Origin of the sequence: Streptomyces sp. NPDC052107 (assembly GCF_040680215.1) — a bacterium.
In the GTDB taxonomy this organism is placed as follows: domain Bacteria; phylum Actinomycetota; class Actinomycetes; order Streptomycetales; family Streptomycetaceae; genus Streptomyces.
Genome location: NZ_JBFAWG010000012.1, coordinates 158,427 through 172,192 on the forward strand (window position 1 = coordinate 158,427; position 13,766 = coordinate 172,192).

13 protein-coding genes are annotated in these 13,766 nt (G+C 70.3%); 9 read left to right on the top strand and 4 right to left on the bottom strand.

Features of this window, described 5'->3' with window-relative positions; translation table 11 throughout:
• The first annotated feature begins 96 nt into the window (after positions 1-96).
• Positions 97-813 (top strand): ABC transporter permease, encoded by a 717-nt coding sequence (locus tag AB0M27_RS16580; RefSeq protein WP_365722347.1) that lies wholly within the window; start codon positions 97-99, stop codon positions 811-813.
• A 48-nt stretch (positions 814-861) separates the two neighbouring features.
• Positions 862-1,872, top strand: coding sequence for a COX15/CtaA family protein (locus AB0M27_RS16585; protein ID WP_365722349.1), 1,011 nt, complete (start codon positions 862-864; stop codon positions 1,870-1,872).
• A 211-nt stretch (positions 1,873-2,083) separates the two neighbouring features.
• On the opposite strand, the gene AB0M27_RS16590 is transcribed toward AB0M27_RS16585, so the two are convergent.
• From AB0M27_RS16590 to AB0M27_RS16600, 3 genes are all read right to left on the bottom strand, one after another.
• On the bottom strand, positions 2,084-3,199 hold the full coding sequence (locus tag AB0M27_RS16590; RefSeq protein WP_365722236.1) for an amidohydrolase family protein: 1,116 nt from the start codon (positions 3,197-3,199) through the stop codon (positions 2,084-2,086).
• Positions 3,200-3,362: 163 nt separating this feature from the next.
• Positions 3,363-3,683: a hypothetical protein gene (locus AB0M27_RS16595; RefSeq protein WP_356304339.1), complete on the bottom strand. Its 321-nt coding sequence runs from the start codon at positions 3,681-3,683 to the stop codon at positions 3,363-3,365.
• Between the two features lie 69 nt (positions 3,684-3,752).
• Complete coding sequence (locus AB0M27_RS16600; RefSeq protein ID WP_365722351.1) at positions 3,753-4,709, bottom strand: heme o synthase; 957 nt, start codon at positions 4,707-4,709, stop codon at positions 3,753-3,755.
• A gap of 378 nt (positions 4,710-5,087) precedes the next feature.
• Here AB0M27_RS16600 and tkt point away from each other — a divergent pair, with 378 nt between their 5' ends.
• From tkt to AB0M27_RS16635, 7 genes are all read left to right on the top strand, one after another.
• Positions 5,088-7,190 (top strand): transketolase, encoded by a 2,103-nt coding sequence (gene tkt / locus AB0M27_RS16605; RefSeq protein WP_365722238.1) that lies wholly within the window; start codon positions 5,088-5,090, stop codon positions 7,188-7,190.
• Between the two features lie 33 nt (positions 7,191-7,223).
• The gene (gene tal, locus AB0M27_RS16610) at positions 7,224-8,342 is read left to right on the top strand and encodes a transaldolase (protein ID WP_365722240.1); all 1,119 of its coding nucleotides are present in this window, start codon (positions 7,224-7,226) and stop codon (positions 8,340-8,342) included.
• A 1-nt stretch (position 8,343) separates the two neighbouring features.
• Positions 8,344-9,882, top strand: coding sequence for a glucose-6-phosphate dehydrogenase (zwf, locus tag AB0M27_RS16615; RefSeq protein WP_365722242.1), 1,539 nt, complete (start codon positions 8,344-8,346; stop codon positions 9,880-9,882).
• Complete coding sequence (gene opcA, locus AB0M27_RS16620) at positions 9,879-10,934, top strand: glucose-6-phosphate dehydrogenase assembly protein OpcA (RefSeq protein ID WP_365722244.1); 1,056 nt, start codon at positions 9,879-9,881, stop codon at positions 10,932-10,934. The genes zwf and opcA overlap by 4 nt, the downstream gene beginning before the upstream one ends.
• A complete protein-coding gene (gene pgl, locus AB0M27_RS16625) occupies positions 10,931-11,713 on the top strand; it encodes a 6-phosphogluconolactonase (RefSeq protein WP_365722246.1) in 783 nt (260 codons plus the stop codon). Before opcA ends, pgl begins: the two co-directional genes overlap by 4 nt.
• Positions 11,714-11,908: 195 nt before the next feature.
• On the top strand, positions 11,909-12,403 hold the full coding sequence (locus AB0M27_RS16630) for a lamin tail domain-containing protein (RefSeq protein ID WP_365722248.1): 495 nt from the start codon (positions 11,909-11,911) through the stop codon (positions 12,401-12,403).
• 20 nt (positions 12,404-12,423) lie between these two features.
• The gene (locus tag AB0M27_RS16635) at positions 12,424-12,909 is read left to right on the top strand and encodes a hypothetical protein (RefSeq protein WP_365722250.1); all 486 of its coding nucleotides are present in this window, start codon (positions 12,424-12,426) and stop codon (positions 12,907-12,909) included.
• Positions 12,910-12,924: 15 nt separating this feature from the next.
• On the opposite strand, the gene AB0M27_RS16640 is transcribed toward AB0M27_RS16635, so the two are convergent.
• Positions 12,925-13,764 (bottom strand): carbohydrate ABC transporter permease, encoded by an 840-nt coding sequence (locus AB0M27_RS16640; RefSeq protein ID WP_365722353.1) that lies wholly within the window; start codon positions 13,762-13,764, stop codon positions 12,925-12,927.
• Between the last annotated feature and the right edge of the window lie 2 nt (positions 13,765-13,766).

Sequence of the window (13,766 nt, forward strand, 5' to 3'; positions counted from 1 at the left end):
AGGACACGTCCTGGAGCTGACCGGCAAGGAGCTGCGCTCGTGACGACTGCAACCGGTACCTACGCCCCCGAGCCGGGTGCGGCGCCGCTCCCCCGCATGATCGCGGCCCAGGCGGCCCTGGAGACGAAGATGCTGCTCCGCAACGGCGAGCAGCTGCTGCTGACCGTGGTCATCCCGACCCTGCTGCTGGTGCTCTTCAGCTCGGTGGACATCGTGGACACCGGCAAGGGCAAGGCGGTCGACTTCCTCGCCCCCGGCATCCTGGCGCTCGCCGTGATGTCGACGGCGTTCACCGGGCAGGCCATCGCGACCGGCTTCGAGCGCCGCTACGGCGTGCTCAAGCGGCTCGCCTCCTCGCCGCTGCCCCGCTGGGGCCTGATGACCGCGAAGACCGCGTCCGTGCTGGTCACCGAGGTCCTGCAGGTGATCCTGCTGACGGCGATCGCGTTCGCGCTGGGCTGGTCCCCGCGCGGCAACCCGGCCGCCGTCGTGCTCCTCCTCGTCCTCGGTACGGCGGCCTTCTCCGGCCTGGGCCTGCTGATGGCGGGCACGCTGAAGGCGGAGGCGACCCTGGCCGCCGCCAACCTGGTCTTCCTGCTGCTGCTCGTCGGCGGCGGCGTCATCGTGCCGCTGGACAAGTTCGGCTCGGGCGCGCAGGCCGTCCTCGGGCTGCTTCCCATCTCCGCGCTGTCGGACGGCCTGCGGGACGTGCTCCAGCACGGCGCCGGGATGCCCTGGGGCGACCTGGGGATCCTGGCGGTGTGGGCGGTCGTCGGGCTGGCCGCCGCAGGGAAGTTCTTCCGCTGGGAGTGAGCCCGCACGGTGGACCCTCGTGAAAGCGTGCACAAGCGGCGGCCTACGATGGTGCGCGTGCCCAAGCTGAACCCCGCCGACGCCGCAGCGGCCGTGCGCAACCCGCTCGCCTTCATCGCCGAACGCTGGACCCCGACCCCGAGGACGGTCCAGCGGGCGGCCCTCGCCGCGCTCGTGATGTCGGTGGTCATCGTCGTCACCGGCGGCGCCGTACGCCTGACCGGCTCCGGCCTCGGCTGCCCGACCTGGCCGGAGTGCACCGACGGCTCGCTGACCCCGACGACCGCGCTGAGCTACCACAGCGCGATCGAGTTCGGTAACCGGATGCTGACGTACGTGCTGTGCGCCGCGGTCGGCTGGGCGATCATCGCCGCCCGCTCCGAGAAGCCGTACCGGCGCAGCCTGACCCGGCTGGGCTGGGCGCAGTTCTGGCTGGTGATGAGCAACGCGATCCTCGGCGGCGTCGTCGTGCTGGTGGGCCTCAACCCGTACACGGTCGCGGCCCACTTCCTGCTGGCGACGGCGCTGACCACCGTCGCCGCGGTGATGTGGCAGCGCACCCGCGAGGGCGACGGCGCGCCCCGGCCGCTGGTCGGCAAGGCCGTGCAGCAGCTGGTGTGGTTCCTGGTGGCCGCGTCCCTGCTGCTCATCGCCGTCGGCACGGTGGTGACCGGAGCCGGTCCGCACGCGGGTGACTCCAGCGAGGTCAAACGGATCCCCATCGACTGGGAGACGGTGGCCAAGCTGCACGCGGTGCTCGCCTGGATCGTGGTGACGCTGACCTTCGCGCTGTGGTTCGTGCTGAAGGCGGTGGACGCGCCGAAGGGGCCGCTCGCCCGCACCCGCGATCTGTTCCTGATCCTGCTCGGCCAGGGTGTGATCGGCTACTTGCAGTACTTCACCCACCTGCCCGAGGTGCTGGTGGGCCTGCACATGCTCGGCTCCTGCCTCGTGTGGATCGGCGTCCTGCGTGTCCTGCTGGCCCTCCGCGAACGCCCGGAGGCCACCCTGGACCTGCCGGGTCCCTCGGCCGAGGTGACGGTGGGCACGCGCGCGTGAGTCACCCGTAGGCGGTGACCAGCGCGTCGACCGCCGGCCGGGGTAGGCGCGGGTCAGCTCGCGACTCCGGGTTCATCGGCGGCTGAGTCGGTCCTCGGCGGCCGGGGCGGATTCGTCGTCGTAGCGACGGTGGGCGGAGGTCAGCAGTCCGGCGAGGAGTTCGTCGCCCAGCCGCCGGTGGAGTTGCACCACCTGCGTACGGTCCCGAGGCTCACCGGGCTGATCCGAGTCCGTAAACGCGGCGCGCGTTGTCCGCCGCGATCATCCGGGCCACCCGCTGGGCGTCCTCCAGGGACCAGGCGCCCTCGGCGACCCAGGTGCCCAGGACCCGCGCCAGGGCCTCGCGGAACAGCCGGGCGCCTACGACGTGCAGCTCGGGCAGGCCATGGGCGCCCGTGGAGAAGAGGATCTTGCCGAAGGGCGCCAGCTCCAGGATCTCGGCGAGGACGGTGGCCGCGCGGGCGCCGGTGCGCACGAGCGCGGCGCCGGAGTCGGTGTAGACGTGCGGGAAGACGCCGGCCAGATGGGCGGCGTGGCGGTGGTACGGATAGCCGTGCAGCAGGACCAGGTCGGTGCCGAGGCCCGCCGTGGCCCGCACGAAGTCGGTGAGCAGCACGGGGTCGGTGCGGTCGATGCGGGAGGCCGGTTCGCCGAGTCCGGCGTGCAGTTGGAGCGGCAGGCCCGAGGCCACGGCGATCCACAGCAGGTGCCGCAGCAGCACCGGGTCCGTGAGCGGCCCGCCGACCCGGCGCCCGGCCAGCCAGCGGCCCGCCGCGCCCCGTACCTCCCCCGGACCCGGCGGCTCAGGCGCCAGCGCCAGGCCGTGTCCCAGCCCCGCCACGGAGGTGAAGGCGACCGCGTTCGCGGCGGCGCCGTGCACCGACTCGGCGAGGTTGGCGAGGAAGGACTCGACGGTGCCGGAGGTGTCGGCGACCTGCTCCGCGAGCTGCTCCAGCCGCACGATTTCGCGGGCGTCGGCATCGCCCGTGGACGCCAGCTCGGAGGGGCCGGTGAGGTCGCCGGGCAGGCCGGTGTCGACGAGGTAGGTGGTGATGCCGCTGCCGCGCAGCAGTCTGCGGCCCGCCTCCAGGACGCCCAGTTCCCGGCGCCGGGCCAGATAGCGGGCGGGCGGGCAGTGCGGCTCCAGGCCGAGCAGGGGTGGGCACCAGCGCCGTACGGCGAATCCCGTCTGGGTGTCGAAGAGGGTGGTGCCGGGTGCGGGTGGGCCCTCGGTGCGGGCGAGTTGGGCCTCGAAGGTGCCGAGGCCCAGCTCTGTTCGCAGTACGCCGTGGCAGTACTGGTCCACGAGGGACGGCGTTTCGATCATCCGGACTCCCCGTTTGGACGCGTGCTGCCTTACACGTCCTAACGGGTGAACGGGGTTTGAGGTCGCGGCTCAGCTCGGGACTGGGGGTTCATCGGCGGCTGCCGGCCGTCTGTGGTTGCTCGCGCCCACATGGCCGAGCCGAGCGCCCTTCGGGGCGCGCTGTTCAGCCGCCGATCTGAATGCCGGCCATCCGCTTCCACTCGTACGAACCCGTCTTCACCTTCGCCGCGAACTCGCCGTCGAAGGACTCGTGGACGGTGATGCCGGACTTCTCGACGGCCTTCTCGGCGATCTCGGTGCTGGGCGCCACCAGGTCGCCCCAGCCGCCGTCCTCACCGACGAGGACGATGCGGGCGCCGCGCTCGCCGATGTGGGCCACCTGGCCCTCGGCGCCGCCGTGGGCCTTGGCGAAGGCGCTGATCTCCCGGGCGAGCTTCGCGGCCTTGCGCTCGGCCCTCGCGTCAACCTGCTGCGTGTCTGCCATGGCCAGGATGCTACTCGTGGGTAGATCAGCTGGCGAGAGCAGGGCTCTGTGACGTACGCCCGGGGTGGGTCAGCGCAGGAACGGGTCCACCGCGATCGCCACGAACAGCAGCGACACATAGGTGATGGACCAGTGGAAGAGCCGCATCTCCTTCAGCTTCCCGCCCGTGACCTCGGCCTTGGCCCGGTTCTGCAGCGCGTGCGCCTCCCACAGCCACCAGCCGCCGGCGGCCAGCGCGACGGCGGTGTAGAACCAGCCGGTGTAGCCGAGCGGAGTGAGCAGCAGGGACACGGCGACCATCACCCAGCTGTAGATGACGATCTGCTTGGCGACGACCTTGTTGGACGCGATGACCGGGAGCATCGGGACGCCCACGCGCGCGTAGTCGTCCTTCACCTTCATGGACAGCGGCCAGTAGTGCGGCGGGGTCCAGAAGAAGATCACCATGAACAGGATGACCGGCGCCCAGGAGAGGGAGTTGGTCACGGCAGACCAGCCGATGAGCACGGGCATGCAGCCCGCGATGCCGCCCCACACGATGTTCTGCGACGTACGCCGCTTGAGGATCATCGTGTAGACGATGACGTAGAAGAGGAGTGCGCCGAGGGACAGCCAGGCGGACAGCCAGTTGACGGTGAAGCCGAACAGGAGCGTCGAGACGACCGCGAGCGTGATGCCGAAGGCGAGGCACTCGGGCGGGCTGACCATGCCGGTCACCAGCGGCCGCTGCGAGGTGCGGTCCATCAGGGCGTCGATGTCCCGGTCGATGTACATGTTCAGCGCGTTGGCGCCGCCCGCGGAGAGGTAGCCGCCGATGCAGGTGAGCAGCACCAGCTCGAGGTCGGGCACGCCCTGCTGCGCCAGGAACATCACCGGAACGGTGGTGATGAGCAGCAGCTCGATGATCCGCGGCTTGGTCAGAGCCACGAACGCCTTGACACGGGCCCCGAACGGCCGGTGAACCGGGCCCTGGCTCGCACCACCCAGCACGCCCGCTGGACGGGATTCGACGGCCGTCACGCACACCCCTGACAGAGACATCCCAGCAAGCCTCCCCGTGTGAAGTCCCGGTAAAGGCTCGCGCGTACCACGCCACTTTAGACGTTGCCCATACCCCGGCCTTCGCGGGGGTGGGGTCGTGTTGGCGCACGCCCCATAAGAGGGGACCCGCCACTCGATTGAGCGCTCGGATGACCGGCCCCGTATTCAAGTGCCACACGGCTTCTCGGCCAGTCGGGAGGCGGATCCGGCAGAGTCCCGGCAGTCTGGAAACACTCGAAAAAATGCACGTCCTTACGAGGGTAGGCTCGTCAGCGGCCGGCGGGCGACAAGCGCGTCGGCGGCCGGGTGGGCGCATGCCCCGAAGACCGGCGACCGACATGTGGAGAGGAGCCCTGACCCAGGGTGAGCACCAAGCCGACCACCACAGACCTTGAGTGGACCGAGCTGGACCAGCGGGCCGTGGACACCGCCCGGGTCCTGGCCGCCGACGCCGTACAGAAGGTCGGCAACGGCCATCCCGGTACGGCGATGAGCCTGGCCCCGGCCGCCTACACCCTCTTCCAGAAGGTGATGCGGCACGACCCGGCGGACCCCGAGTGGGTCGGACGCGACCGCTTCGTGCTGTCCGCCGGCCACTCTTCCCTGACCCTCTACACGCAGCTCTACCTGGCCGGCTTCGGCCTGGAGCTGCAGGACCTGGAGTCCTTCCGCACCTGGGGTTCGAAGACCCCGGGTCACCCGGAGTACGGGCACACCAAGGGCGTCGAGACCACCACCGGTCCGCTCGGCCAGGGCGTCGCCAACGCGGTGGGCATGGCGATGGCCGCCCGCTACGAGCGCGGCCTGTTCGACCCGGACGCGGCCGTCGGTGAGTCCCCCTTCGACCACTTCGTCTACTGCATCGCCGGTGACGGCTGCCTCCAGGAGGGCATCTCCGCCGAGGCGTCCTCGCTGGCCGGCCACCAGAAGCTCGGCAACCTGATCCTGCTGTGGGACGACAACCACATCTCGATCGAGGGCGACACCGAGACGGCCGTCTCCGAGGACACCGCTCTGCGGTACGAGGCCTACGGCTGGCATGTGCAGCGCGTGGAGGCCCAGGACAACGGCGACCTGGACCCGCAGGCGATCTTCGCCGCGATCCAGGAGGCGAAGAGGGTCACGGACAAGCCGTCCTTCATCGCGATGCGCTCGATCATCGCCTGGCCGGCCCCGAACGCCCAGAACACCGAGGCCGCGCACGGCTCGGCGCTGGGCGAGGAGGAGGTCGCGGCCACCAAGCGCGTCCTCGGCTTCGACCCAGAGAAGCACTTCGCCGTCGAGGATGAGGTGATCACCCACACCCGCAAGGCCCTGGAGCGCGGCGCCCAGGCGCGTGCCGAGTGGGAGAAGACCCTGCAGGTGTGGCGGGACGACAACCCCGAGCGCGCCGCCGAGTTCGACCGCATCAGCCGGGGCGAACTGCCCACCGGCTGGGAGGAGAAGATCCCGGTCTTCGAGCCGGGCAAGGGTGTCGCGACGCGTGCCGCCTCCGGCAAGGTGCTGCAGGCGCTCGGCGCGGTGATCCCCGAGCTGTGGGGCGGCTCCGCCGACCTCGCCGGGTCGAACAACACGACCATCGACAAGGAGAGCTCGTTCCTGCCCGAGGGCAACCCGCTGCCCGAGGCCAAGCCGTACGGGCGCACCATCCACTTCGGCATCCGCGAGCACTCGATGGGCGCCGAGCTGAACGGCATCACGCTGCACGGCAACACCCGTGTCTACGGCGGTACGTTCCTCGTCTTCTCCGACTACATGCGCAACGCGGTGCGCCTGTCGGCCCTGATGCACCTGCCGGTGACGTACGTGTGGACGCACGACTCCATCGGCCTCGGCGAGGACGGCCCCACCCACCAGCCGGTCGAGCACCTGGCCTCGCTGCGCGCGATCCCGGGCCTGAACGTCGTCCGCCCGGCCGACGCCAACGAGACCGCGATCGCCTGGCGCGAGGTGCTCAAGCGCTACTCCAAGGAGTTCGGCAAGGGTCAGCCGCACGGCTTCGCCCTCACCCGCCAGGGTGTGCCGACCTACGAGCCCAACGAGGACGCGGCCCGCGGTGGCTATGTCCTGTTCGAGGCCGAAGGGCCCGAAGGGCAGAGCGCGGCGCCGCAGGTGATCCTGATCGCCACCGGTTCCGAGGTGCACGTGGCCGTGGAGGCGCGTGAGCAGCTCCAGGCCGAGGGCGTCCCGACGCGTGTCGTGTCGATGCCGTCCGTCGAGTGGTTCGAGGAGCAGGACCAGGGGTACCGGGACTCCGTGCTCCCGCCGTCCGTCAGGGCCCGTGTGGCCGTGGAGGCGGGTATCGGGCTGACCTGGTACCGCTACGTCGGGGACGCCGGCCGCATCGTTTCCCTGGAGCATTTCGGTGCTTCCGCCGACGGCAAGGTGCTCTTCCGCGAGTTCGGCTTCACTGCCGAGAATGTGGCCGCCAAGGCCCGGGAATCCATCGCCGCCGCCCAGCGCTGACGCTCATATACGACACGTAGGAGATGTAATTCCATGACAGACGCACTCAAGCGCCTCTCCGAGGAAGGCGTCGCGATCTGGCTGGACGACCTGTCGCGCAAGCGGATCACGTCCGGCAACCTCGCCGAGCTGATCGACCAGCAGCACGTCGTGGGCGTCACCACCAACCCGACGATCTTCCAGAAGGCGATCTCGCAGGGCGACGGCTACGACCAGCAGGTCACGGACCTCGCCGCCCGCAAGGTCACCGTCGAAGAGGCCATCCGCATGATCACCACGGCGGACGTCCGCGACGCCGCCGACATCCTGCGCCCGGTCTTCGACGCCACCGGCGGCAAGGACGGCCGGGTCTCCATCGAGGTCGACCCGCGCCTGGCGCACAACACCAAGGCCACCGTCGCCGAGGCCAAGCAGCTGGCCTGGCTGGTGGACCGCCCCAACACCCTGATCAAGATCCCGGCCACCAAGGCGGGTCTGCCGGCGATCACCGAGACGATCGGCCTCGGCATCAGCGTCAACGTCACCCTGATCTTCTCCCTGGAGCGGTACCGGGCCGTCATGGACGCCTACCTCTCCGGCCTGGAGAAGGCCAAGGAGCGCGGCCTGGACCTGTCCCTGATCCACTCCGTGGCGTCCTTCTTCGTGTCCCGCGTGGACACCGAGATCGACAAGCGCCTGGACGGGATCGGCACCGACGAGGCCAAGGCGCTGCGCGGCAAGGCCGCCGTCGCCAACGCCCGCCTCGCCTACCAGGCGTACGAGGAGGTCTTCTCCTCCGACCGCTGGCAGGCGCTGGAGAGCGCGGGCGCCAACAAGCAGCGTCCGCTGTGGGCGTCGACCGGCGTGAAGGACCCGGCGTACCCGGACACGCTGTACGTCACCGAGCTCGTCGCGCCGAACACGGTCAACACCATGCCGGAGGCCACGCTGGAGGCCACCGAGGACCACGGCGAGATCAGCGGTGACACCATCGCCGGCACCTACGACCAGGCGCGCGCCGACCTCGACGCGCTGGAGAAGCTCGGCATCTCGTACGACGACGTCGTGCAGGTGCTGGAGGACGAGGGCGTCGAGAAGTTCGAGGCGTCCTGGAACGACCTGCTGAAGTCCACTCAGGCGGAGCTCGAGCGCCTTGCCCCTTCGGAGGGCTGAGTTGTCACCCCTTTCCGGTTCCGGAGCGAACCCGCTTCGTGACCCGGCCGACCGACGGCTCCCGCGTATCGCGGGGCCGTCGGGTCTGGTCATCTTCGGTGTCACGGGCGACCTGTCCCGCAAGAAGCTGATGCCCGCGGTGTACGACCTCGCCAACCGGGGTCTGCTGCCGCCGGGCTTCTCGCTCGTGGGCTTCGCCCGCCGCGAGTGGGCGAACGAGGACTTCGCACAGGAGGTCCACGACGCGGTCAAGGCGCACGCCCGTACGCCGTTCCGCGAGGAGGTCTGGCAGCAGCTCATCCAGGGGATGCGCTTCGTCCAGGGCACCTTCGACGACGACGACGCGTTCGAGCGGCTGCGCTCCACCATCGACGAGCTGGACAAGGCACAGGGCACGAGCGGCAACTTCGCCTTCTACCTGTCGGTGCCGCCGCGTTCCTTCCCGGTGGTCATCCAGCAGCTGAAGAAGCACGGGCTGGCCGACCAGTCGGGCGGTTCCTGGCGGCGCGCGGTCATCGAGAAGCCGTTCGGCCACGACCTGAAGTCGGCCGAGGAACTGAACGCGATCGTGCACGAGGTGTTCGAGCCGGACCAGGTGTTCCGGATCGACCACTACCTCGGCAAGGAGACCGTCCAGAACATCCTGGCGCTGCGCTTCGCCAACACGATGTTCGAGCCGATCTGGAACCGGTCCTTCGTGGACCACGTGCAGATCACCATGGCCGAGGACATCGGCATCGGCGGCCGTGCCGGTTACTACGACGGCATCGGCGCCGCCCGTGACGTCATCCAGAACCACCTGCTCCAGCTCATGGCGCTGACCGCCATGGAGGAGCCCGCCTCCTTCGACGCGGACGCGCTGGCCGCGGAGAAGGAGAAGGTGCTCGGCGCCGTACGGCTGCCGAAGGACCTGGGCCGCAGCACCGTGCGCGGGCAGTACGCGGGCGGCTGGCAGGGCGGCGAGAAGGTCATCGGCTACCTCGAAGAGGACGGCATCGACCGGAAGTCGAAGACCGACACCTACGCGGCGATCAAGCTGGAGATCGACAATCGTCGCTGGGCGGGCGTCCCCTTCTACCTGCGCACCGGCAAGCGCCTCGGCCGCCGCGTGACGGAGATCGCCGTCGTCTTCCAGCGGGCCCCGCACTCCCCCTTCGACACCACCGCGACGGAGGAGCTGGGCCAGAACGCGATCGTCATCCGCGTCCAGCCCGACGAGGGCGTCACCGTCCGCTTCGGCTCCAAGGTGCCGGGCACCTCGATGGAGATCCGGGACGTCTCCATGGACTTCGCCTACGGCGAGTCCTTCACGGAGTCCAGCCCGGAAGCGTACGAGCGCCTCATCCTGGACGTGCTGCTGGGCGACGCCAACCTCTTCCCGCGCACGGAGGAGGTCGAGCTGTCCTGGAAGATCCTCGACCCGATCGAGGAGTACTGGGACAAGCACGGCAGGCCCGCGCAGTACCAGTCGGGCACCTGGGGCCCCGCCGAGGCGGACGAGATGCTCGCACGAGACGGACGGAGCTGGCGCCGCCCATGAAGATGGACCTCACCGACACCACCGCCGGCGACATCAACAAGGCGCTCGTCCAGGGCCGCCGCGCCATCGGCACCCCCGCCGTCGGCATGGTCCTGACCCTCGTCATCGTCACCGACGAGGAGAACGCCTACGACGCCCTGAGGGCCGCCAACGACGCCTCGCGCGAGCACCCCTCGCGCACGCTGGTGGTCATCAAGCGGGTCTCCCGCAGCCCGCGCGAGCGCACCTCCTCGCGTTTGGACGCCGAGGTGCGGGTGGGCGCGGACGCGGGCACCGGCGAGACGGTCGTGCTGCGGCTGTACGGCGAGGTCGTGGGCCACGCCGACTCGGTCGTGCTGCCGCTGCTGCTGCCGGACGCGCCGGTGGTCGTGTGGTGGCCCGTGAACGCCCCGCTGGACCCGGCGAAGGACCCGCTGGGCGCGCTCGCCCAGCGCCGGGTCACCGACAGCTACGCCGCCGAGCAGCCGGTGCGGGAGCTGTCCGCCCGCGCCGAGGCCTACACGCCCGGCGACACCGACCTGTCCTGGACCCGGATCACGCCATGGCGTTCGATGCTCGCGGCGGCCCTGGACCAGGTCACCTGCCGGGTGACGGCCGTCGAGGTGGAGGGCGAGGAGTTCAACCCGAGCTGTGAGCTGCTGGCGATGTGGCTCGCGGACCGGCTGGACGTACCGGTGAAGCGGTCGCTGTCGGGCGGCCCGGGGCTCACCGCCGTCCGCATGGACACGAGCTGCGGCCCGATCGTCCTGGACCGCGCGGACGGCACGCTGGCCACGCTGTCCATCCAGGGCCAGCCGGCCCGCGCGGTCGCGCTGAAGCGGCGGGACACCGCCGAGCTGATCGCGGAGGAACTGCGCCGGCTCGACCCGGACGACACCTACGCGTCGGCGCTGCGCTACGGCGTGGAGCGGCTGAACACGGTTCCGGAACAGTCCGTTCAGGAGCCGGTGGCCGAGCTCCAGCCCGAAGAGGAAGCGGCCAAGGCACCGGCCACGAGGGCGGCGGCCAAGACCGCGAAGAAGGTACCTGCGAGGAAGGCGGCGGCGAAGTGAGCACTCCGCAGCTGGTCGTCCACCGCGACAAGGAACTGATGGCACAGGCCGCCGCGGCCCGCCTGATCACGAAGATCGTGGACGCGCAGGCCTCGCGGGGCACCGCGTCCGTGGTCCTCACGGGCGGCCGCAACGGCAACGGCCTGCTGGCCGCGCTGGCGGCGGCCCCGGCCCGGGACGCCATCGACTGGGGCCGGCTCGACCTGTGGTGGGGCGACGAGCGCTACCTCCCCGAGGGCGACCCCGAGCGCAATGTCACGCAGGCCCGCGAGGCCCTGCTCGACTCCGTCCCGCTGGACCCGGAGCGCGTGCACGCCATGCCCACCTCCGACGGCCCGTACGGCACGGACGTCGACGCGGCGGCGGAGTCGTACGCGGCGGAGCTGGCGAAGGCGGCCGGACCCGAGAACCACGGCTCGGTGCCCACCTTCGACGTCCTGATGCTGGGCGTCGGCCCGGACACCCACGTGGCCTCCCTCTTCCCGGAGCATCCGGGGGTACGGGAGACGGACCGCACGGTGATCGGCGTCCACGGCGCCCCCAAGCCGCCGCCGACCCGGATCTCCCTCACGCTCCCCGCGATCCGTTCGGCCCGCGAGGTCTGGCTCCTCGCGGCCGGCGAGGACAAGGCGGAGGCCGCGGCCATCGCCCTGTCGGGCGCGGGCGAGATCCAGGCCCCCGCGGCGGGGGCGTACGGCCGCTCGCGCACGCTGTGGCTGCTGGACGCGGCCGCGGCTTCGCAGTTGCCGAGATCGCTGTATCCGCCGGCTTCACCGTGAACCGGTGAACGGGTGAACTGCTGAACCCGCTCAAGAGCGAGGGCGGCAAGGGACGACGACTCCCCTGCCGCCCTCGTCGTGTGTCCTGACTCCCCCTCAAGCAAGTCCTTCACGATTTCCACGAAATATTCATATAGCACTCAACTTTTGTGTAAGCTCCTGGGCGCACCGATCGCACCACTGAGGGGGGACCTCATGCGCATACGCTTCGCGTTGGCCGCCACCGCCGCTGCCGGAACGCTCGCCGTCGCCGCCGCCGCACCGGCCCAGGCCACCGAGTACTCCTCCGCCCTGAAGATCACGGGCGTCCAGTACGACGCTCCGGGGCGGGACTCCAACAACTGCCGTACCGGCAACACCCGGGACGAGTACCTGACGATCAAGAACTACTCGCGCACCGCGACCGTCAACCTCAAGGGCTACTTCGTCAAGGACGCCACCGGCAACCGGTTCACGTTCGGCTCGAACCACTACCTCCAGCCCGGCGACTACGTGAAGCTGCGCGGCGGCAACGGCACCGACTCGGACGCGAACAACGTCGTCTACCGCCAGAACTGCAACTTCATCTGGAACAACGACAAGGACACCATCTACCTGTACAAGCCGTCCGGCGCCCACGCGGACACCCACGCCTACACCAAGTCCGGCAACGACCGGGACGGCAACGGTTACATCACCTTCCACGGCTGACGCCGCGCCGTTCCGGGAGGATGACCGTGAATCCGTACAACACCCCGCGGCGACCGGCCGACACCCGGCCGCTGCACCGGCGCAAGCGCGTGTGGGCCGCTGCGGTCGCCCTGTTCGCCGCGGGAGCGATCGGCGGGACCCAGTCGGCGCACGACGAGGCGGTCGCGAAAGCGACACCGGCGCCGCGGCCGACCGTGACCATGACCGTCACCGCCACGGCCACCGAGACCGCGCGGCCGAAGCCGGCACCGACGGTCACCAGGACCAGGACCGTGCACAGGCCCGGGCCGACCGTCACCGTCACCGAGGCCGCCTCCGGCACCGTGCGCAGTGACGACACCGGCAGCGGCAGCGGCACCTGCTCCATCGTCTCCAACGCCGGCAACTGCTACCAGGCGGGCCAGTTCTGCCGCAGCAGCGACCACGGGGCGACGACCAACACCGCGAGCGGTACGCCGATCACGTGTTCCTACAGCGGCAGTGCCTGGCGCTGGACGTACGCGTGAGCCGGGCGGGCTCGGTCACTTGACCGAGCCCGCCATCACGCCCTGGACGAAGTGCCGCTGGAAGGCGAAGAACACCGCCACCGGCACGATCAGGGACAGGAACGCGCCCGGGGCCAGTACGTCGATGTTGCTGCCGAACTGGCGGATCTGGGACTGGAGTTCCACGGTCAGGGGCTGGGAGGAGCTGTCGGCGAAGAGGAGGGCGACCAGCATGTCGTTCCAGACCCAGAGGAACTGGAAGATCGCGAGCGAGGCGATCGCCGGACGCCCCACCGGCAGGACCAGGCGGGTGAAGATGCGCCATTCGCTGCCGCCGTCCATCCGGGCCGCCTCCAGCATCTCCTTCGGCATCTCCGCGAAGTAGTTGCGGAGCAGGAACACGGCGAAGGGGAGGCCGTACGCCACGTGGAACAGGACGACTCCGGGGATCGTCCCGAACAGGCCCAGCGCGCCGAAGAGTTTGGCCACCGGCAGCAGCCCGATCTGGACCGGCACCACCAACAGGGCCACCACCAGCAGGAAGAGGGGCTCCCGGAAGGGGAAGTCCAGCCAGGCGAAGGCGTATCCGGCGAGGGCGGCGATGACCACGACGAGGGTCGTGGCCGGTACCGAGATCAGGACCGTGTTCCAGAAGGCCTGCGTCATGCCGGAGTTCTTCAGCAGGGCCGAGTAGTTGTCGAAGGACAGCCGGCCAGGGCCGGTGAGCGCCGTCCACCAGCCGCCCTTCGCGGTGTCCTGCGCCGAGCGCAGGGAGGACACGAAGAGGCCTGCGAGCGGAGTCAGCCAGACCAGGCCGACCACCACCAGGAAGGCCTGCACCAGGCCGTTGCCCAGGCCCCGCCTGATCGCGTTCATGG